Source organism: Aquiflexum sp., from assembly GCF_041751335.1.
Classification (GTDB): domain Bacteria; phylum Bacteroidota; class Bacteroidia; order Cytophagales; family Cyclobacteriaceae; genus Aquiflexum.
Window position 1 is genome coordinate 14999 of the sequence record NZ_JBGSXS010000239.1, and the last position, 20511, is coordinate 35509.

Sequence of the window (20511 nt, forward strand, 5' to 3'; positions counted from 1 at the left end):
AGCTTTTTGAAATTAATGATTTGGGAAGAAATCAGGAAAATAAAAATCCATCCCGGAACTTCCCGGGATGGATTTTGTCAAAATGAATTTGGTGCTATTATTAAGCAAGAACTTCTTTCTCTATAACAACCTGCCCTTTGAAATACAGTTTGCCATCAAGCCAATATGCTCTATGTGGTAAATGATATTCACCTGTGGTGGGACATTGTGTAAGACCTGGAGCAGTTAACTTATAATGAGTTCTTCTTTTGTCTCTTCTGGTTTTCGAAATTTTGCGTTTAGGATGTGCCATCTCTATGCTATTTTAGATTAATCTTTTTTCTTTAACTTATTTAATATTTCCCATCTGGGATCTGCGGGTTTCTCCGGGATATCTTGATCTCCAGATTCGTCCGAATCATATTCATCTGAAAGATAAACCAAGCTACCATCTTCTTCAAATTCATCTTTATCCATTTCTCCTATATAATCTGGATGGATTTTCTTGGCAGGAATGGCCAATAAAATGAATTCATAGATCAACTGGGCTACATTGATGCTTTGGGTATCTTTGGTTATCATATACACATCCTCACTTATTTCCTCTTCGACCAGCCCGTACTTGTAAATGACTTTTTCGGCCACATCCATGGGATGATCAAATTCTTCTAAGCTTCTGTCACATGTCAATCTAATGGTTCCGACAATATCAAAATCTGCTTCCATTAATGAAGCGGTCTTTGTAACTGTCACATTTGCAGTAAGATCGGATCCGTTGACCCAGTCATTGGCTTCGTAAAATTTAAAGAACTCATCTTTCACTTCAAAAGAAAAGGTATGCTTACCTTCCCTTAGTTTAATGACATCAATATCGTAGGCTCTTAAGAATTTCACGGCTCCTCCTGCTTTTCAAGACCGCAAATTTAGGGAAATGCTTGGTAAAATAAAATTTGGCTGAAAAATAATTTGAACCAAATCAAAACCTGACCCCATATTCGGGATTCGGTTTTGAAGCTCATAAAAATTTACTTTTTACAACCATCAGTTTAACTCTGGTCATTTCGTGCATGGAGTAGGGGATACCTCCCAATCCTTCTCCTGAAGCATCTCTACCTCCAAAGGGCATCCAATCCACTCTAAAGGCAGTATGGTCATTGACCATTACCGCTGTAGCATTGAGCTTTTGAACTGTATCAAATGCAACATCAAGGTCTTTGGTAAATACTGCGGCTTGAAAATGATAATCAAGACTATTTGCTTCTTGAATAGCCTTTTCTCTGTCAGTATATGGGTAAATACAAACCACTGGTCCAAATATTTCCGCTGTTGATACCTTGGAATCTTTGGAGGGGTTCCAAATAACTGTTGGTGAATAACAGGTGTCCGAAATTTTCTTTCCTCCACAAAGTATTTCCCCACCACTTTTTTCTGCTTCCAATACCCATTCATGAACCCGATCAACTTCCTTTTCACCAATCAAAGGACCTACTTCCGTATTTTTATCCATAGGATCACCCACTATCAACTGCTCAGCTGCTTTGGAGATTTCATCGGCAAGGTTCTTTGCGATAGATTCATGGACAAAAACTTTCTGAACAGATACACAGACCTGACCAGCATGATAAAAACCACCTTTGACAAGGGCAGGAACCATAGATTTGAATTCTGCATCAGGCTCTACAATTACTGGAGCTGCTCCACCATGCTCCAATGCACACCTTGTTCCGGGAGCTAATTTTGATTTCAGATACCAACCGACATTAGCTGAACCAATAAATGAAAGATATCCGATACGTTTATCTGTTGCAAGGACTTCGGAAGATTCATTGTCGATGATCAATACCTGAACCCAATCCTTTGGTATACCCGCTTTGTAAAGTATTTCAACGAAAGCCAAACAAGAAAGTGGTGTGGTGGAAGCAGGTTTTACGATAACCGGACAACCTGCGGCAAAGGCTGTTATTGTCTGATGGACTATGAGGTTCAAAGGATGGTTGAAAGCCGAAATTGAAGCGACCACTCCAATAGGTTCTCTTGTAGTGAATGCTATTCTATTTGCAGAGGCTTGTGTTAATCCCATGGGGATTTGTTTTCCATTCAGTCGGCCGATTTCTTCTGCTGCAATTTTCACCCCGTTGATGGCGCGTAGGACTTCCACTTTGGAATCCTGATAAGGTTTACCTCCTTCGGAAGCTGCGGTATTGGTCAGTTCTTCTAGTTCGGATTTCATCAACTCCGCTACTTTTTCAAGCATAGCAATCCTATCATAAGGAGGAATCCATTTGGACCTATCCAAAAATAACTCATGTGCTTTCCTCAAAGCTTTTTCCACATCTTTTTTCCCGTCCATTGGAATTTCATGGATCAACGTCTTGTCGAATGGAGAGAAGACTTTCAAGGTTTGGGTATTGCTCATAGTTTTTTTGTTTTTTCTTTTAACATGACATTCAATATTGGGTGGTTAAGGGAATAATCGACCGGTAAGTCGATGATATGAACAGCTTTATTTTCAAGACAATGATTGAGGATTTCCTGAAAGTCAGTATCATTTTTGGGTCTATGGCCTTTTGCACCATAACTCTCAGCATACATCACAAAATCAGGATTTTTGTAATCAAGACCAAAATCATCAAATCCCATATCTTGCTGCTTCCATTTGATCATTCCGTAAGCATTGTCCCTTAGAATAATGACCGTCAAATGCAGATCCAATCGTACAGCAGTCTCTATTTCCTGAGAGTTCATCATAAACCCACCATCACCTACCACAGCAACTACATTTCTATCAGGGTATAGCATTTTGACCATCATGGCTGATGGAAGGCCTGCACCCATAGATGCCAAAGCATTGTCAAGCAAGAGGGTATTGGGTTGATGGCAGGTGTAATTTCGGGCAAACCAAAGTTTATAAATCCCATTATCTAATGTGATGATGTCTTTAGACTCTAGTTTTTTTCTCAATAGGTTGACAAGTCTTTGTGGCAACATCGGAAACCTTTCATCTAGAAAATATTTTGAAAGGTGTTCTGAAACTTCCTTTTTCACTTTTTTGTAAAAGTCAAAATCCCAGTCTTCTTGAACCATGATATGTGCTGTCAATTTTTTGACGGAACTAGTGATGTCACCTACCACATTTAATTGGGGAAAATAAACCGGATCTACCTCGGCAGGAGAGAAATTGACATGAATGACTTTTTTGCCATTGTTTTTCATGAAAAACGGAGGCTTTTCGATGACATCATGTCCAACATTAATAATGAGGTCAGCTTCTTCAATGGCAGCATGGAGGAAATCATTACTTGACAAAGCCGCAGTTCCCAAATATTGAGGGTGCCTTTCATCAATTACTCCCTTCCCCATTTGGGTGGTAAAAAAGTAAATACCTGTATGGTCCACAAATTCATGTAACGCCTCACAGGTTACTTTTCTATTGGCCCCTGCACCGATCAATAGCAAAGGCATTTTTGAATCATGTATCATTTCTACCGCTTTTTCAATTGCGATGTCATCCGGATTTGGAATGATGTGGCCCACAACCTCAAAAACACTGTCCTCACAGTCTTCCTGTGCGATGTCCTCCGGAAATTCCAAATGAACTGCTCCGGGCTTCTCTTCTATGGCCAATCTAAATGCTTCTCTAATATGGGAAGAAATAATATTGCTGTCCACGATTTGTTTGGTGTACTTGGTGATAGACTTCATCATGTCGACAACATCAATAATCTGAAATCTGGCCTGCTTACTTTTTTTGATCGGTTTTTGCCCTGTGATCATCAACATAGGCATTCCACCCAATTGGGCATAGGCAGCAGGTGTAACTAGATTTGTTGCACCGGGTCCTAAGGTTGCCATACAAACACCAGGCTTACCTGTCAGTCTGCCGTAGGTGGCTGCCATAAATCCAGCCCCTTGTTCGTGCCGATTGATAATTAATTTGATTTTTGAATTCTTGAGGGATTGGAGAAAATCAAGATTTTCCTCCCCGGGAACCGCAAATATGTACTCTACACCCTCATTTTCTAAGGCTTTGACAAAAAGGTCTGAAGCTTTCATGGTTGGTTTTTAGTTGTTTTAAAAACTTACTTTTACATACAACCACAAGTTAGTGAGATTGATTGCCTGAAAAATGGATTTTATTTGTTTTTATTAGAAAATAAAAATATTTTTTTCTTTAAGGTTTAGTCTATAATTTGTAGTTTTAAAAGAATATTTTGATTTTAACTATTAACTCCTCTAACCATCAACCACATTTAATATGTTGTCATTTGTCATCACCGCACTTGTTATAGCATTGATCGCGGCAGTTCTGGGATTTACCGGAGTAGCAAAAGGACTTGCTGCAATCGCTAAATTTGTTTTCTATATCTTCCTTGTGATTTTCTTGATCTCCCTGATTATAGGGTTGGTCAGCGGATTTTAATCCCCATAAAGAATATTTATAATTACCCGAAATGAACACATTCGCCTAATTCCGATTGCTTCCTTGAAGTCTTGTAATCTCAGTGAGAGATTTGGGATTTCAATAGCTAATTGGTCAATTCAGGCAAGAATCGATATGGGTTAATCACTGCTTAAAGAAAATCAAATCCCTGTCAATTCCCTGAATTTCACACTTTGTCGCTGACTGAGGTCTATCTTCTGTCCGTTTTGCATTTCTACCAACAAAGTACTGTTAAAGTAAGGCTCTATGTTTTTAACAAAATTCAGGTTGATGATAAATTGTCTATTTGCCCTAAAAAAAACCTCCTCAGGAAGTCTACTGTCCATATAGGTAAGGGATTTGTGCAGTAAGGGTTTTTTGTTTTCAAAATAAACCTTGACATAATTTCCCTCGCTTTCAATAAGAAAAATATCCTTTACCGGAACAAAGAAGCATTTCTCACCATCTTTAATAAAAATCTTTTTTTCAAGACCTAGTTTATCCTGGGAACTATTAGTGTAATCCTTAAACCTTTTCTCCACCTTTGAAATGGCGTCTTTGAGCCTTTCAGGGTTGATGGGTTTTAGAATATAATCCAATGCATTGACTTCAAAGGCTTTAATTGCATATTCATCATATGCGGTTACAAATATGACCTCGGGAACTTCATCCAACTTACCCAGTAATTCAAATCCGTCCATTCCTGGCATGTTTATATCCAAAAATATCAAATCCGGTTTGAGCGTATTGATGTCGGATATTGCTTTGGAAACTCTTTCACTTTTTCCTATCAATTCCAGTTTGGGGTAGGGAAGCAATAAAGTTTCAAGCTCCCGGATTGCCAGAATTTCATCATCAACGATGTAATATTTCTTTGTCATGGCTTGCATAGGTTAATGGATACAAAATGGTAACTGTAATTTGATCAGGTAATTTATTGCTGAGGTTGATTTCGGCATTTTCCCCAAAAAGGCTTTTCAGTCTTTTCCTGATATTGTTAAGCCCAATTCCTTTATTTTCTCCGATTTTGAGTTCACCAGGATTGGTTACTTCAATTTTGAACATTTTGGAAGATATGGATGACTTAATTCCGATGACTCCTCCATCTGGTAAATGGTTGATGCCATGTTTGATGGCATTCTCAGCAAGTGTCAGGACCATAGCAGGTGGGACTTTTGCATCCAAAGATTCTGCATCAAGGTCAATGGTCACATCCAAACGGTCTCCAAATCTTATCTTTTCCAGTTCAAGGTATTTAACAACTTCATTGATTTCATCAGAAAGATTGATAAAAGGAGTTTTTTCATAATTAAGGGTAAATCTTAAAAGTTCACTGAGTTTGATAATAGCCTCTCGCGCTTTATCGGCATCTATGAGGACTAGGGCTTTTATACTGTTTAGTGCATTAAATAGGAAATGAGGATTTAATTGGGATTTTAACAGTTCAAGCTCAGCCGTTTTTACCAAGGTTTCCATCAAGAGTTTTTGCTCTGAAATCTCTTTGTTTCTGTTCAGAATGTGGTACAGGTAATAAATGATGATCCACACAACTACATACCTGGCCACATTCATGATCTGTCCAAGAAATTGTATCAAAAACACATCTAACGTATTATACTCAGTTTCCTGAAAAAGCATTGGTGAGTAAAAGATAACCACCATGGACAGTGTGATAAAAAAAGTATCCAATAATGCCCTGAACCAAATTCGGGATAGACTCTTTTCAAATAAAGAAGGCTTGATAAAGAATGTTTTGTATTTATGAGAAGCAATCAATCCGGATAAGGACAATATGCCAAACTGAAATACAAAATCCCAATCAAACCTCTGAATTATAAAGAAGGTATAATTGATGGTTTCTACAAATACAATAGAACTCCATCCAAGGATTTGCAACAACCAATATTTCTGAGGCTTGGTCAGGTTTATTTTTTGCATAACTCATTCGAAACGGACAGGTTTTGAAGCTATCTTTGACAAAGTTGAGATAAACAGCAATTATATCTGCAGTAGAATACAGGGTTGCATGTTTCTGGGGATGAATGTTGGGTAGCGTGAATTTTATCTTATTGCTACTGTATTTTTCAAAATGCCAATTGCTTCGATTTCTATACTTACAATATCGCCTGGTTGAAGTGTGAAAGTATCATCCGGAACCAAGCAGGTTCCTGTCATCAGATATACCCCATCTGGAAAACTCATTTCTCTAAAAAGAAACTCGGCCAATTCCTCATGCCCTCTTTTCATTTGGTTGATAGAAATATCCCCTTCAAAAACTATTTTTGAATCCCTTTCTATTTTCATTACAATTTTGCTGTTAGGATCTATTGGCTCTTCGGGAACAAAAAGACAAGGCCCAATAGCGGCTGCGAGATCATAGCATTTTGCTTGAGGAAGGTATAATGGGTTTTCACCTTCTATATCTCTAGAACTCATATCATTCCCAATGGTATAACCAACAATTTTCCCAGATGAATTGATAAGAAGGGTCAGTTCTGGTTCTGGCACATTCCATTTTGAATCTTTACGGATATTGACTTTTCCTCCGGGATTAGCTACACGGTAATGAGTGGATTTGAAAAACAATTCAGGCCTTTCTGCTTCATATACTTTGGAATAGAATACATCGGCACCGCTATCCTTGGATTCTTCCATCCTTGCTTCCCTGCTCCTAAAATAAGTTACACCCGCAGCCCAAATTTCTTGGGTGCCGATGGGTGCTTGAAGCATATCAGCTGTCCAATTGATTTCATTCGAAGCGTTTGCATGGTCTTTGAGTTTGCCGTAAAGATTTTCTTGGTTGACAAGAGCGTTCCAATCCTTAGTGTCTGCGAGGTAATGCTTGCCCGCTGATTCGATGATGATGTTGTTTGAAGATTTGTAAATTTTCATAGAAATAGGGTTAATGGTTTATTGGTACTGTTTTTAGAAATGTAATTATGACAATTCATTTCATGAAGATTATATTTTTAGATGAAGGAATCAAGCATTATTTTATTTTCATCACTTCATCTTCAAACTTGAACTCTTGTCCATCACTGAGTTTGATCAGGATATCAAAGTTCAACTCAGTCTCGTTTGCAATGGACTCATTCCATCTAAGGTAAAATGGTTCACCCATAAATATCCGATGGTCATTTTCAAGGAAGGAGGGAATGGTTTGACCTGCAATCGTTGGATAATTTGAAATTAAAAATCTATCTGTTATTTCCTCTTCTTTCAAAATCATATTATTAGATAGATAGATTTCCTTTTTGTTGATAATCTTCAAATCATCGATTTTCTGAATTGAAGATGGAGGAATCGGTGAGCAGGCATAAGCTCCGTTTATAAAGAAAAAATGTAATTTGGATTCTTGGATTTGGGATAAATATTCAAAGCCTGAAATTTCAATTACTTTAAATAATTGGTCTTTTTCATAGAAAAAGTTAGGGTTGAAATCTGAAGTCCCAATTAACAAATCGCCAATAGCAAAATCTTTAATGGAAAATTCCTTGAATTGGGAAGATGGACCACATCCGCAGGAGTCAGGGCAAAACAAGTCGCATGACACAGGGATAATACCCATGGAAAGCATTACAGCCCAGATCACAATCATTTTCTTTTTCATATTCAATAATCAAGTTTATCTATCATCCTGACGATCCTTTCTACTTGGGTGTCCTGTTTTTTGGCATCCAAAACTGATTCAATATATAGTTTTTGTTCCCAATCGGGAAGGCTCAAAAATCTGTTCAACGCTTTGGGGGCATCTTTAAGACAATCCATGATTTCATCAGGAATTCCCTGAGGTCTTACATATTCGAAAAGTTGGATATGTACTTGATCCCCAGCTTCTTTTTTTATGGATTTTCTGATTTTTGCATTCACAGGTAAAAATAGGAGTCCATTTCCAAATGGCATCAGTTTATAATTATCCAGTTGAAAATTGTCGATAAATCCCCTGACTTTCATCCATCCAAATGGAAATCGTTTTTCCATAAGTACTTCGGGAATAAGTGCATAGGTCCAGCCACCTTTTCCGGGGAATTTTTCTAAAAGATAGTTTTTGTCAGTTAGCGGGATTTTTTTCATTACAGCAAGGACTCAATTTCCTTTTCCTAAATTTATAAAATTAAATATTTTATTCTATGTGGTTAGGAGTTGAAATTAATGCACTTGGAGAATTCTGATAAAAAGATTTGACCAATAAAAAAGATACCAGAACCTAAACCAAAGGTTTTGACCTTGACCCAAATCAAAAAGCTTCCCCAAAAGTAAGATAAAACCTGAATTCTTCTCCAGGAGAATGGGCAAGATCTAACCTGAGATTGAGCTTTTCCCGCTTGCTCAACTTGAATCTTCCGCCAAGACCATAAGTTGCCATGGTATTTTGGATTTGGAAGGGACGATCGTTGGAATATACATTTCCCAATCCAGCAAAGCCAACTAATCCCCACCTAGGTAGGAATTTCCACCGGTATTCCCCCTGAATTGCGGCCATGTTATTATCCCTGAACTTTCCTTCAAATAGTCCCCTCATCAAACGGTTTCCTCCCATTTGGGATAATAAAAAAAATGGTGGGTCGCCGGCCTGGATTTCAGAATAGGCCTGCCAGGCAAAATGTTGGTTTTCTTTGATTTGATGGACTTTTCTAAAATCTACCACCCATCTCCAATAACGGAAATCACTGCCTATGGCTGAATTGAAATACTGAAGACTGCTTTCCGCAAAGGTACCCGAGGTGGGGTAGAGCTGACTATCCCTGCTGTCATAGTACAACATGGGGCCAAAACCACTGACTGTCCCGCCTTCCAAGCCATGGTATAATCCGGACTCCAATAGGCCGGATGGTTCGACCCTTCTGATATCAAAATTGTCAAAATGATACCGGAACCCTGCATATAAATTGGCAGAGACTTTTCTCAGATAATCAAAGCGTAGTCTCGGTAATCTGGCATCAAAAGATTCTCTGTCTTGTTCCCTGATTTCATTACCTACTCCATAGAAGAAATAAACATAATCATACCAGCCCAACTCCCCGGCAAACAGGTTTTTGTTTTCCTTTGTAAACAATCTCCAACTGCTAAAGGATAACACCTGGTCAAAAAGGGTATAGGCAAATCCTACTGCTACCTGACTTTCAAAGGTATTTTCGCTGCTGCCTCCCATTTTGAAATTGGTGACTGCACCTACTCCAAAGGCCCAACTTGTCTCCGGTGTAAAATACACGAGGGGTAAGACGGCAAAAGTTGGCTTTTGGAAAGTACTGTCATTCTGTGCCTGAATTTGTTCAGCCGAAATAAACACAAAAACAAATACCAATAAAGTCTGTTTAAGATTAGTTGAATTTATTACCATAGCCGCTCTTTTTAAGAAACTTTCGGAAATTATTGGTTTTGAGAATTTCATTCAGTGCTTTTTCTTTGTCAGCTGCTTTGTTATAATAAGACTCACAGATTCTGTAACCTACAAAATAGCCCAAGTCAGCGGGGCGATCTTTGGAGTTATTTCCGTTATACAACCAATTGCTGTAGTCCATGCCGTACATTTCTTGGGAAAATTCTTTCCAGATTTGTTTCTCATTTTCGTATGCGTAAGCGTACATACTTTCGTTGATGGAAGTTCCGGTAATCTTCTTGGCAATAAAATCTGCGGCCCCCTCCATGATAGTCATTGTCAACAAGCGATGGTTAAAGTGGCCCCAAACCACTCCCGGACCAATTCGTTGTTGGGTATGTACCATTTCATGTGCTGTAAATTCCAGAATCATGGGTTTTTTGGGCAGGGTATGTTTTAGCCACCCGTTCATGCCCTCCCTAACAGTAGTACTGTCTGAGGCCACCATTTCCGTACCGATCAGTAGCCAACCACCTCTCACAGTGCCACCTGTGGACAAAATGCCTATGGCAAAACATATATCTGGGGCTTTGAAGTTTTTTAAGGATTGCCCGTACAAATTAATTTGGTTCTTTATTTCCGACCGGTATCCAGCAACTGAAAGTGTATTTTTTCTCACCGATTTCCAATATTCAGGGTATCGACCGATCTGAGAGATGTATTTTTCTGCAGTAAGGTCCCTTGCTTTGATCAGTTTTTTGAATCCCTCACTTGCTCTTTTCAGATATAATACATCCATAATCATGATGCTATCCTTTTTGGACTTTGCATTATATAACCTGTCAAATGCATCCCAGAAGTTATCAATATCTGATGTGATTATTGTAGGAGCTTGCCCCTTCGTATTAAAAGCAAAAAGAAAAAGTAAGAAATATGTCAGTAGTAAATTTTTCAAAATTGTTAAGAATTTAGATTTTATAAAACTAATAGATTTGGTTCTGAAAATTCAAACAATCATTAAGCTTCTTACTATTGCATATGGAGAATTTTGTATCTTTTACCTTCATTTTGCAGCGGTATGAATAAAGTATGCTTTCTTGTTATTCTGCTTTTAGGGGTAAACTTCCCAATTTATTCCCAGAATTCGGATTCTTTGTTATTGGCGAAAGCCACAAAAGCATTTGATTTAGCTGCTGTAAATTCAGATTCCGCCTACAATTTGGCCAATGAAGCACTTCATGATGCCCGAAGAAATACTTTTAATAAGGGTATAGCCAATTCCTATAATGCATTAGGATGGGTGTTTATGCACAAGGGAAATCTAGATTCTTCCGTCTATTATCTTAATTTATCACGGGATGTTTTTGCCAAGGAAAACTTCCTATATGATGTGGCAAGGGTGGATATCAATCTGACAGAAGTCATGACCAAACAGTCCCGCTTTGGTGAAGCATTGGTTTTTGCCCTTGAGGCGGATTCCCTTTCCCTTGCTCTGAAAGATGTTCCTTTACAAACAGATACCAAAAGGCTTCTTGGTATTTTGTATAGAGAACAGGGAGACAATAAAAAATCCGTAGAATATTTCAATGAGGCTATTAAAGGCTTTGAATTTCAGGGAGATTTGAGAAGATCTGTCAATACCGCAATTAGCCTCAGTATCCTATTGAGGAAAATCAATATGGTGGACAGTAGTCTGACTGTTTTGGAAAAATGCCTTAAAATCATTGAAGGTAAAGAGAATAATGAATATCAGTTGGCTATGGTAAGGGAACATTTAGGGGATACTTTTTATATGAAGCAGCTGTTTGAGGAGTCGCTTAGCCAATATATTATGGCTTATGAGCTTTTTGATAAACTGGGAAATAAAGCGGATATGGCTTATGAGGCTTTGGTAATTGGAAAGGCACAAATAGCCCTTGAAAAATATAAGGAGGCGGAATATTTTTTGAACCAGGCATTCTTCATCAGTGATACCCTTGATTTCTTGAATTACCAATTTGACGCTGCTTCCGAGTTGGCCAATTTGTACAAAGAAACAGGGCAATGGCAAAAGGCATTTGTATATCTGAACATGGCAGGCATAATGAAAGACAGTCTTGATCAACAAAAACAACTTGAAAATATGATTGGGCTGAAAGAAAAATATGAATCAGAAAAGCAAGATCAGGAAATAGCGCTGCTCAAATCAAACATGGAACTTGAAAACTCCCGCACCAGGAGAAGAATGCAATTTCAGATTTTCGCAATCTTTTTGTTTTTGGCAAGCTTGGGTATTGCTTACCTGATTTTTAATAGATACAGGTTAAAGCAGGAACTTAACGAACAAATGCTCAGAAATCAGATATCCAGTGATCTTCATGATGAAATAGGGTCAACACTGTCAAGCATAGATGTCAATAGTCGAATTGCACTTCTGAAGATGGAGGATAAAGAGACTGTTATTGGTCAGTTGCAAAAAATCCAACAAAATGCCCGTTCTATCATGGACAACCTGACCCAAATCGTTTGGTCGATCAATCCCAATAATGACAGTCTAGAAAAGCTGATTTTTAGGATGAAAGATTTTGCTGCTGAAATTTTGGAGCCTTTGGGAATACAATATGCATTTCATCAGGGAGGTAACCTTTCAGAACTCAATTTGAATCCTGTTTTCAGAAAGAATATCTACCTGATATTCAAGGAGGCAGTGAATAACTGTGCGAAATACAGTTCGGCGACAGAAGTTTTGATTTCTCTTGAAGTGAAAAATAATCTTCTATTCATTGAAATCGCTGATAATGGTGTAGGCTTTAATTATCAGAGAGAATTGAATAAAAGCAATGGCTTACTAAACATGGAGAACCGGGCAAAACAAATTCAAGCCAAATTTGAATTAAAAACTGAACCGGAAAGAGGTACTATGATAAAACTTGAAGCGCCTGTCACCTGATTGAGGTATTGGTTAATCCGATACTACATCTTAACTTGTTATCAATGCAATCAAAAAACTATGCCTGTAAAAATTTTAATTTTTGAAGATAATACCAATTTGAGGGAAGGGCTTTGTCAACTTCTCATGCTTAGGGATGAGTTTGAGATTGTTGGAAATTTTGGTGATGCCAAACAAGCTAGAGAGATTGTGATAAACTGCAGGCCTGATGTAGTTTTGATGGATATAGACATGCCGGGTATTAATGGAGTAGAGGCAGTTAAGCAAATCCGGGAATATGACTTGACCACCCAAATCATCATGTTAACTGTATTTGATGATAATAGCCACGTGTTTGATGCCTTGATGGCCGGAGCGAATGGTTACTTGTTGAAAAGAAATGTTTCAGATAGATTGGTTTTGGCTATTCAGGAAGTATTGGAAGGAGGAGCACCCATGAGTCCATCTATTGCAAGGCTCGTAATCGATCAGCTACATGTTCAAAAACCTGCCAATAAATACATGCTTTCTGAAAGAGAAAAAGAAATACTCAGATCACTTTCAAAAGGTAATAGTTTTAAACTGATTGCTGCCGAATTGGGGATAAGCTTTGAGACAGTTCGTACCCATATTAAGCGGATTTACGACAAACTCCATGTCCATTCCCAAGGTGAAGCTATCAGTAAAGCTTTACATGAAAAGTTGGTCTGACTTTTTGATATATTTTTTTAATATCCCCCTATTATGGTATTGATGGTGCAATTTATAATTCTGAATTTTAGCTCAGGCAAACATTATGAAGATTGTTTTAAAATTAGGGGCTTTGCTTAGTATGGTATTTTATTGTCACTTAATTATAACAAGATGAAAACTTTCAGTGCTTCTTCAAAATTTGAGGATTCCTTCGCAATAGTAAAGTATGGGAAAAATAAATTTTTTAATTTATTGGTTTTAGGGATTTCCCTAGTCGGATTGCTTGGATGTGCAGAAGAGCAAGACCCTAACAATCCAAATATAAATAACCCCAACAACCCAAATAATCCTAATCCAACAGTAAGTGTTGAGGTTACCGCTACATCTCCCGAATTCACTTTCTGGGGCGATGAGTTGACATTAACAGGTAAAGGGTTTTCTACCAAACTTGAGGACAATTTTGTTTGGCTCAAAAATGAGACAGCTGCATTTGGGAGTTGTTCATCTGATAACAGGACTGACTCTACAGGCTGGCGAAAAGCAACTGTTTTAAGGGCAACAGCCACATCTCTCACCATAAAGATTCCATATAAAACTGCTTCAGAAAACTCAAACAATAGAGCCTGCGGGGTAATCAATCCAAATATCAGCGTTACTGTAAATGGGAAAACAGCTGTTTCAGAAAAGGTTAAGCTTTTGGGAATACCCCATATCGCCGAAATTTGTTACACCAATTCGGGAACTAAAGGAGGAGGGATGATTCCTGGGAAAGAGCTTGAAAACCAAATCAGCATTCCTGGTGTGGGTCTTTATGGTGCAAGTTCAGGAATCGATGAAAAAATGAAACTGCTCGTTAATGGTGTTTACTTACCGTTGACAAAAGTGGAATCTACCGGTCCTACCAATTGTGCTAGTAGTTATAAATTTGTAATTCCTCTGGATTTTGCCAATGGCAATTGCTCCACACCTGACCCGGTCCTGACAGGTCGCTTTGCCAATATGATGGATTTTGTTGCTGTTATTGATGGTACCACCAAATCCTCTGAAAAATTAACTTATCCAGTATCTTCATTCCCTGATCGTTCTTACAGCACATTTACCCAAAGGACGTTTTCTTACAGCGCAGCGGGCAACCCCGAAATTGTTTTGACTGGAAATGGCCTCAATTGGTATCAAGAAGCCCGATTTTCCCCACAGGGAGGTACCGGTTGCACTTTGGCTACCATTGGTCCTGTGTCTTCTGAAAGTGGCACCAAGCTGACAATATTGGTTCCTTTGGCACAAATGCAGCCTGGTTGTCGCTATATACTTACGCTGGTTGATGTCTGTGGGCGTGTCAGTAATCAGGTCGGTCAGGTTACGATCGGGGCTTGATTAAGCGATTTCTTAAAAAGTTTGTTTAATATGTACCCTCAGATCACGGTATTTTAAAAGCTTATCAAGAAACGATAGAGAGTTCACAAAATCAATTTCACTCATTTGGATTTTCGAACAAGAGAAAATTTCGTAATATGAATATCCGGAATTATACAAGTAAAAAGCAATATTTATAAGATACTTTGGAGCAGCCTGAATTATCTGAAACTATAGACTTCCTGTTTCGGACTTCTACCCATTTGTTCCGGAAAGAGCTGGCTAATTGTATTTAGCCGGATATTCATATTTCGTAAATAAAACTTCCCTTTATTCCGTGATTAAGTTAAAAAATACATCTTAAAAGAGCCTCCGTTTTTGACCTGAATTTCGCCACGAAACTCACAGGGAAAATGATCTTTTATTTCCTGATAGGTGGTTTCGGATATGTTGATTTTGCCCGGTTTTGAAGCAGACTCCATTCTTGAAGCAATGTTTACGGTATTTCCCCAAATGTCATACTGCCATTTTTTGATGCCTACTATTCCAGCTATGACTGGCCCGGAATGTATACCTAGCCTCATTTCAAAATGCGGTAGTTGATTGTTTAATTTTTTTACCCTTTCAACAAAAGCCACCATTTCTTTGGCAGCCTTGACCATATTCAGGGCATGATCTTTATTGGGTGTAGGCAATCCGCTTGCACACATGTATGAATCCCCAATGGTTTTGATTTTTTCCAATCCATGTTTGGTGATGATTTCATCAAAGGCTTTAAAATAAAAATCAATTCCTTTTACCAACTTTTCAGGTTCTATCAGTTCTGATTGTTTGGAAAAATTCACAAAATCAGTAAACATAACTGTCACAAAGTTGGATTTGACAGCTTCTACCTTTCCATTTAATTTCAATTCCTTAGCCGTTTCAGATGGGAGAATATTTAAAAGAAGGGTCTCGGATCGCTTTTTTTCTTTTTGTATTTTTTTGTAGTACCAAAATAAAATCCCCAAGATGATGGCACCTAATGCCATGATAATTATCAGGGAGAACAAGACATTTCTTTGGTTACGTTTTTCCTGATTGAGCAGGTCTACCTCTATCTGTTTTCGGGAAACCTCAAAATCTGTCCTCAGATTGGCCATATTTTGGACTGTCGTCACATTGCTTACACTATCTCTATAAGCGATATGATCTTTATAATACCTGAAGGATTCCTCAATATTTCCTGACTTTTCATAGAGTTCAGATAATTTTAGGTTAGCATCACTTATCTGTTCTTTCAGTCCGTGAACTTTGCCCAGGTCCAAACTTCGTTTTGCGTACGTTAATGCAGTGGTTTGATCGCCCTTTTCCATGTATATATCTGCCATATAGATCAGGTAGATACTGATTGGGTAAAAATCTTCCATTTCTTCCAGGATTCTGATAGCCTCATTGATATTGGATTCGGCAAGTTCATTTTTTCCAATATTGGCATATACCATTCCGATATTTCCGAGATTATATGCCTTGCCGATCAGATAATCTGCCTTTTCAAAAATAAATCCTGACTCTTCAAAATAAACCAACGCAGAATCAAAGTATTGTCTGTGAAGGAATTCATCACCTGCATTCATTAAGGCTGCAGCTAGGGAAACTGAATCTTTGGCGGCTCTGAGTATGTCTATGGATTTGTGGTAATACAGCATCGCATTGACATGATTTTCCGAAATGGAATAAATGTCTGCTATAGCACCAAAAGCAGTACCTTCTCCTTCAGGAAATTCAGCTATCCTTGCTGCATCAGAACTTTTGAAAAACGCGGCCATGGCTTCTTCAAGATTTCCAAGAAGTCTTTTTTTATAACCTTGTTGTAAATACCCCCGATATAGGTAAAGATGATTATTCTGCTCCTGAGAAAGTCTGATAAGCTCTTCAGCATATCCCAATGCCTTTTGAAGATCCCTACTTTCGTTAAATGCCAGATTTCTGAGTAATTCAAGCTTTAGCGTATCCTTGAGGATATCCTGTTCATAGATTCTTGTCAGGCTATCAGCGACTTTCTGATCCTGTCCGAAAGTACTACCAACGACAAAGCAAAAAAAGCCTATCCCAAATAGAGAGGCTTTTGAATTACTATTCATAATAATATTTAGTTGTTTACAGAAATTTTTGGATCGTATCTGTGAATTTCCTTACTGCCTTTAGGTGTAAAATGAATGGTGTATAATTCATTAGATGGCACAGTGATATCCGGATCAACAGTGCCTTTCCAACTGCTTGAGTCTTTTATTTCTTTGGGACCTTTGCTGAAAACATTTTTAGAGGATTCGTTTTTGGTGATGGAAATAGAAGCTACACCTGATTTTTTTTTAATTTCCCAACTCACTTTATCTCCTGGCTTGACATTGAGATTGTTGGTGATTTTATCCTTTACTGACAAGATGAGCTGATTGGGATTTTCCGGATTGATTCCCAATATCCATATTTTATGATTTGACATAAATTAAAATTTTGTTAGATTATCTTTTAGAAAAATAAGTTTGATACAATCTAAAAAAAAATAATTATAAATAAATGACATTGTTGTTTTTTGTTATACAGACAACCAATCCTTCAATCTTTTTTGGAGTTTAATTGATTGGATTTCATTGATAGGTTTTTCCCAAAAATCAATTACCGAAGGAAACTCATTTGATTTCTCCTTATCTTCTTTGCTCAGGGAGGAGGTTACCATGATTACTTTTATATCAGCTTTATGGATCTTTTTTTTAAGGACTTCCAAAAAATCCCACCCTGACATTTTAGGCATGTTGATATCCAGAAATATCAATAGTTTAGAACAATCCTCATCAATATTGAAAATATAGCCTAAGGCTTCTCTGGCATCACTGAAACATTCAGGATGATCTGTTAATTTACTTTCTTTGAGAATGATCTCGTGGAGAAAAATCACGCCAGGATCATCATCAATTATAAAAATTTTCGGTCCAACAGCTGCCACTATTTTCTTAATTTTTCAGATTTAGAATGAATATCTCTTACTATCTCATCAAGTTGTTTCAATGTATCCATTAACTCGCTTTCAAGCTGCTCTCGACTTTTACCTACATTAGAATATTTAAGATAGTTGATCAATAATTGATTGATGCCCATTGCTTTGGTCAGTGGAGCTCGCACCAAATGTGACTGGTTCCAAGTGATTTCTTTTAGGGTTAAATTTTGAGCTTCTATTTCTGAAATCGCAATTTTCAATTTTTCATTAGTATCGCTTAGTTCTGTTGTCCTTTTATTAACCAAGGTTCCCAGATCATTCTTCATTTTAATATTGAAGAAGTATTTGATGATAAAATAAACTAAAAGAAAGAGGCAGATTATTGCAAAAACCTTGAATATTATAGTTTCAAAGAAATAAGCCTCAATCTCTATTGGCAAGGATTTTACCACATCCGTTTTGCCATATCTAAGAACTTTAACTTCAAGATTATATTTGCCTGGTTTCAGGCCATTGAAAATAAGATGTCTTTGGTCTTTGATGGGCAACCATTCAGTATTTCCCCCTTCAATCCTGTAAAAAAGCGAATATTGGCTGGGGTTTTCAAAGTCTATATTGGTAAATGAAATCTGAAACATATTCTCTCCTGGAGGTATGTCAATTTTATCCTCAAAAGGAACCTTATGATCTCCAACAATCAGTTCATCCCATTGGAAATTAGCTGCATTTTGCTCAAAGCTTCTTACTTCGGAAGGATCAATAATTCCGATACCTTCCACTGTAGGAATCCATATTTTTTCCGAAAAGTCTTTTATAGCCGCTGGGAAAATCAGTCCATTTGCCTCAGAATTGGGCATCCCGAGATTTTTGTTGTACAATGTGGAACTGATGAAAAAATCCTGGTCCTTGTTTTCCTTAAACCTCTTCAATTCTGAATTTGGTATATATTGTACACCAAAATTATTACTTAACCAAATTCCTTCTGTTTGATCCTCTGTGATACTGTAGACACTCTGTGATTTCAAACCGTGAGACTTTCGAAGAGATTTATATTTTCTGTTGGAATAAAGCAACATGCCACCATGTGTACCTATCCATAAGTCTTCGTTATTATCCTCATACATACAGTAAATAATATGCTCTCCTGGGGTTAAAGGCAAAGTTTGGTTTTCTATAAAATTACCATCCTTAATTCTAAATATACCTTGATTCATAGATCCAATAAGAATTTCTTTATTCTTCAATTCTAGGATACTGATAAAATTGGTATTTGAGAAATTTTCGGGAAGCTCAACTTTGTGAAGCAGATCGTTTTCATCGAAATAATGCATACCCCCATATCTGGTCAAAATCCATAACCAATTATTGGAGTCTTTGTAAATTGCGTAGGTATAATTACTTTTCAGCCCATCTTCTTGAGTAATTTTTTCAATGACTTTGCCTGATTTAATATCAATAACTGAAACCCCTCCAATGGATCCAACAAAAACTTTTTCTTCTCTGGCGCCAATGGTAATCACACCATTTTGTAGTAAACCATCGCTCACATTTACCGAAACTATTTCTCCGGATTTTATCTTAAAAATACCATCTGATCTTGTCCCAACCCAAATACTGCTATCTGGTGCCTGATAAATGGCTTTGATATTTTTTTCTTGGAGAACCTCAAAACTCACTTGATTTACTTTTGCCGGTCTGACCAATGCAAGTCCTTTTCCAAGGGTGCCTAAATAGAGGTTGTTTTTTTCTTTAATAATTTTTCTTACGGGATAATTTTTAAGTTCAGGATAGGAGAAGCGAGTAACCTTTTTATTTTCAATCATCATGACACCCTTTTCCAATGATCCTGCCCAAATTCGGTTTTCGGAATCGGAGGTAAGGCTAATGGGGTTGATGTCATGGAAATCTTCATAAGAAATAATCTTTTCCATTTCATAATTTTCTTTCAGACTGAAAATCCCTGATTCTGGGACCGAAATATAAATTGCAGCTAAGTTTCCAAAGATTTTTTGTGCAGAAAAACTAATGGATGAAATAAGTTTGGCTTCCTTTAATTTTAAATCAATTTCATAAAGCCCGCGGTTTGTACCCACCAACATTTTGGAATTTTCAAGGTTGAAAAAACTTTGGATTTCGAGTTTTGATTCTGGATTCCAAAAATCAAGAACACTAAATCGGCCATTTTTCCAATTGTAGATTTTACCATTTTGCATTCCAACCAACAAACCATTTTCCGATTCTGATATCGCTCTGATCCACGTATTTTCTGTAATTTGGGAACAATCGATTACTTGTAGGATATTTTTATCAAGTAGGGCAATACTTTTGTCGGCCGAAGCCCAAATTCCACTCTTTGTTTTAAAAAATGAATAGTAAGTCTGTTCCAGCATTTCCGGGTAGCTTTCTTTGTCAAATACCTTCGTATAAGTTCCATCCAAACGGACTAAACCTTCTTCAGTGGACATCCACAAAAATCCCGTATTGTCTTTTTCTAGCGCATAAATGGCATTTTGGGGCAATCCATTGGTATTGTCCCATATTTCCATCACATAGCCTTTCCCCATAGTTGGTGTATGTTGCTGGAGACTGTCAAAATTGGAAAGGGTTAACCTTTCTTTTGAAACCAAGAACAATGATGGGAATAATAGTAAGAAAGATATCTTTAGTAGAATTTTACCGGTCAAAATCGTTAAACTAGGCGTGATAATTGTTTTACTCTCAAATTAAATTTGCTCCAATTTTTATTCCGTTTGTTCAAAATCAACCTATCAGGAAGGCTTACAAAACTGGTGGAATTGTAAAATGACACGACTTTTAGGAATAATAATTCACGCTGAAAAGTAATACATTTTAAGGGCTTTTTT

19 protein-coding genes are annotated in these 20511 nt (G+C 37.4%); 4 read left to right on the top strand and 15 right to left on the bottom strand.

The genetic code is table 11. The features are described 5' to 3' along the window. Nucleotides 1-100 precede the first annotated feature (100 nt). From rpmF to ACEW8U_RS13220, 4 genes are all read right to left on the bottom strand, one after another. Entirely contained in the window at nucleotides 101-292 is a 192-nt protein-coding gene (gene rpmF, locus ACEW8U_RS13205) for a 50S ribosomal protein L32 (RefSeq protein WP_373522522.1), read from the bottom strand. Nucleotides 293-309: 17 nt separating this feature from the next. Then, nucleotides 310-873, bottom strand: coding sequence for a DUF177 domain-containing protein (locus tag ACEW8U_RS13210; protein ID WP_373522523.1), 564 nt, complete (start codon nucleotides 871-873; stop codon nucleotides 310-312). A 121-nt stretch (nucleotides 874-994) separates the two neighbouring features. After that, entirely contained in the window at nucleotides 995-2395 is a 1401-nt protein-coding gene (locus ACEW8U_RS13215; RefSeq protein ID WP_373522524.1) for an aldehyde dehydrogenase family protein, read from the bottom strand. After that, nucleotides 2392-4032, bottom strand: coding sequence for an acetolactate synthase large subunit (locus ACEW8U_RS13220; protein WP_373522525.1), 1641 nt, complete (start codon nucleotides 4030-4032; stop codon nucleotides 2392-2394). Before ACEW8U_RS13220 ends, ACEW8U_RS13215 begins: the two co-directional genes overlap by 4 nt. Nucleotides 4033-4234: 202 nt before the next feature. On the opposite strand from ACEW8U_RS13220, the gene ACEW8U_RS13225 reads away from it, so the two are divergent. Next, nucleotides 4235-4399, top strand: a complete 165-nt coding sequence (locus ACEW8U_RS13225) for a DUF1328 domain-containing protein (protein WP_373522526.1) — start codon at nucleotides 4235-4237, stop codon at nucleotides 4397-4399. 161 nt (nucleotides 4400-4560) lie between these two features. Here ACEW8U_RS13225 and ACEW8U_RS13230 read toward each other — a convergent pair whose 3' ends face one another. From ACEW8U_RS13230 to ACEW8U_RS13260, 7 genes are all read right to left on the bottom strand, one after another. Continuing rightward, complete coding sequence (locus ACEW8U_RS13230; protein WP_373522527.1) at nucleotides 4561-5280, bottom strand: LytR/AlgR family response regulator transcription factor; 720 nt, start codon at nucleotides 5278-5280, stop codon at nucleotides 4561-4563. Further along, nucleotides 5255-6337, bottom strand: coding sequence for a sensor histidine kinase (locus ACEW8U_RS13235; protein ID WP_373522528.1), 1083 nt, complete (start codon nucleotides 6335-6337; stop codon nucleotides 5255-5257). Before ACEW8U_RS13235 ends, ACEW8U_RS13230 begins: the two co-directional genes overlap by 26 nt. Before the next feature lie 123 nt (nucleotides 6338-6460). After that, a complete protein-coding gene (locus ACEW8U_RS13240; protein WP_373522529.1) occupies nucleotides 6461-7291 on the bottom strand; it encodes a fumarylacetoacetate hydrolase family protein in 831 nt (276 codons plus the stop codon). Between the two features lie 97 nt (nucleotides 7292-7388). Beyond that, a complete protein-coding gene (locus ACEW8U_RS13245; RefSeq protein ID WP_373522530.1) occupies nucleotides 7389-8009 on the bottom strand; it encodes a hypothetical protein in 621 nt (206 codons plus the stop codon). 2 nt (nucleotides 8010-8011) lie between these two features. Then, nucleotides 8012-8473, bottom strand: a complete 462-nt coding sequence (locus ACEW8U_RS13250) for a YdeI/OmpD-associated family protein (protein ID WP_373522531.1) — start codon at nucleotides 8471-8473, stop codon at nucleotides 8012-8014. Nucleotides 8474-8636: 163 nt separating this feature from the next. Further along, nucleotides 8637-9740, bottom strand: coding sequence for a BamA/TamA family outer membrane protein (locus tag ACEW8U_RS13255; RefSeq protein ID WP_373522532.1), 1104 nt, complete (start codon nucleotides 9738-9740; stop codon nucleotides 8637-8639). Further along, a complete protein-coding gene (locus tag ACEW8U_RS13260) occupies nucleotides 9721-10674 on the bottom strand; it encodes a DUF2268 domain-containing putative Zn-dependent protease (protein WP_373522533.1) in 954 nt (317 codons plus the stop codon). Before ACEW8U_RS13260 ends, ACEW8U_RS13255 begins: the two co-directional genes overlap by 20 nt. Before the next feature lie 123 nt (nucleotides 10675-10797). Between ACEW8U_RS13260 and ACEW8U_RS13265 the strand changes: the two genes are divergently transcribed. From ACEW8U_RS13265 to ACEW8U_RS13275, 3 genes are all read left to right on the top strand, one after another. Further along, nucleotides 10798-12648, top strand: a complete 1851-nt coding sequence (locus ACEW8U_RS13265) for a histidine kinase (RefSeq protein WP_373522534.1) — start codon at nucleotides 10798-10800, stop codon at nucleotides 12646-12648. Nucleotides 12649-12708: 60 nt separating this feature from the next. Beyond that, the gene (locus ACEW8U_RS13270) at nucleotides 12709-13338 is read left to right on the top strand and encodes a response regulator (RefSeq protein WP_373522535.1); all 630 of its coding nucleotides are present in this window, start codon (nucleotides 12709-12711) and stop codon (nucleotides 13336-13338) included. 153 nt (nucleotides 13339-13491) lie between these two features. Then, a complete protein-coding gene (locus ACEW8U_RS13275) occupies nucleotides 13492-14694 on the top strand; it encodes a hypothetical protein (protein ID WP_373522536.1) in 1203 nt (400 codons plus the stop codon). A 320-nt stretch (nucleotides 14695-15014) separates the two neighbouring features. On the opposite strand, the gene ACEW8U_RS13280 is transcribed toward ACEW8U_RS13275, so the two are convergent. From ACEW8U_RS13280 to ACEW8U_RS13295, 4 genes are all read right to left on the bottom strand, one after another. Further along, nucleotides 15015-16796, bottom strand: coding sequence for an adenylate/guanylate cyclase domain-containing protein (locus ACEW8U_RS13280; protein WP_373522537.1), 1782 nt, complete (start codon nucleotides 16794-16796; stop codon nucleotides 15015-15017). Nucleotides 16797-16804: 8 nt separating this feature from the next. Next, nucleotides 16805-17155 carry a hypothetical protein gene (locus ACEW8U_RS13285; protein ID WP_373522538.1) on the bottom strand — a complete coding sequence of 117 codons (351 nt, stop codon included), beginning with the start codon at nucleotides 17153-17155 and terminating at the stop codon, nucleotides 16805-16807. A gap of 93 nt (nucleotides 17156-17248) precedes the next feature. Beyond that, nucleotides 17249-17656 carry a response regulator gene (locus ACEW8U_RS13290; RefSeq protein ID WP_373522539.1) on the bottom strand — a complete coding sequence of 136 codons (408 nt, stop codon included), beginning with the start codon at nucleotides 17654-17656 and terminating at the stop codon, nucleotides 17249-17251. Then, nucleotides 17656-20211: a two-component regulator propeller domain-containing protein gene (locus ACEW8U_RS13295; protein ID WP_373522540.1), complete on the bottom strand. Its 2556-nt coding sequence runs from the start codon at nucleotides 20209-20211 to the stop codon at nucleotides 17656-17658. The genes ACEW8U_RS13290 and ACEW8U_RS13295 overlap by 1 nt, the downstream gene beginning before the upstream one ends. Nucleotides 20212-20511 lie beyond the last annotated feature (300 nt).

Coding starts and splice junctions, on each gene's coding strand:
- ACEW8U_RS13225 (WP_373522526.1), top strand. CDS start 4,235: ATGTTGTCATTTGTCATCACCGCACTTGTTATAGCATTGATCGCGGCA.
- ACEW8U_RS13240 (WP_373522529.1), bottom strand. CDS start 7,291: ATGAAAATTTACAAATCTTCAAACAACATCATCATCGAATCAGCGGGC.
- ACEW8U_RS13285 (WP_373522538.1), bottom strand. CDS start 17,155: ATGTCAAATCATAAAATATGGATATTGGGAATCAATCCGGAAAATCCC.
- ACEW8U_RS13255 (WP_373522532.1), bottom strand. CDS start 9,740: ATGGTAATAAATTCAACTAATCTTAAACAGACTTTATTGGTATTTGTT.
- ACEW8U_RS13280 (WP_373522537.1), bottom strand. CDS start 16,796: ATGAATAGTAATTCAAAAGCCTCTCTATTTGGGATAGGCTTTTTTTGC.
- ACEW8U_RS13245 (WP_373522530.1), bottom strand. CDS start 8,009: ATGAAAAAGAAAATGATTGTGATCTGGGCTGTAATGCTTTCCATGGGT.
- ACEW8U_RS13270 (WP_373522535.1), top strand. CDS start 12,709: ATGCCTGTAAAAATTTTAATTTTTGAAGATAATACCAATTTGAGGGAA.
- ACEW8U_RS13230 (WP_373522527.1), bottom strand. CDS start 5,280: ATGACAAAGAAATATTACATCGTTGATGATGAAATTCTGGCAATCCGG.
- rpmF (WP_373522522.1), bottom strand. CDS start 292: ATGGCACATCCTAAACGCAAAATTTCGAAAACCAGAAGAGACAAAAGA.
- ACEW8U_RS13275 (WP_373522536.1), top strand. CDS start 13,492: ATGAAAACTTTCAGTGCTTCTTCAAAATTTGAGGATTCCTTCGCAATA.
- ACEW8U_RS13250 (WP_373522531.1), bottom strand. CDS start 8,473: ATGAAAAAAATCCCGCTAACTGACAAAAACTATCTTTTAGAAAAATTC.
- ACEW8U_RS13220 (WP_373522525.1), bottom strand. CDS start 4,032: ATGAAAGCTTCAGACCTTTTTGTCAAAGCCTTAGAAAATGAGGGTGTA.
- ACEW8U_RS13235 (WP_373522528.1), bottom strand. CDS start 6,337: ATGCAAAAAATAAACCTGACCAAGCCTCAGAAATATTGGTTGTTGCAA.
- ACEW8U_RS13295 (WP_373522540.1), bottom strand. CDS start 20,211: ATGGGGAAAGGCTATGTGATGGAAATATGGGACAATACCAATGGATTG.
- ACEW8U_RS13215 (WP_373522524.1), bottom strand. CDS start 2,395: ATGAGCAATACCCAAACCTTGAAAGTCTTCTCTCCATTCGACAAGACG.
- ACEW8U_RS13265 (WP_373522534.1), top strand. CDS start 10,798: ATGAATAAAGTATGCTTTCTTGTTATTCTGCTTTTAGGGGTAAACTTC.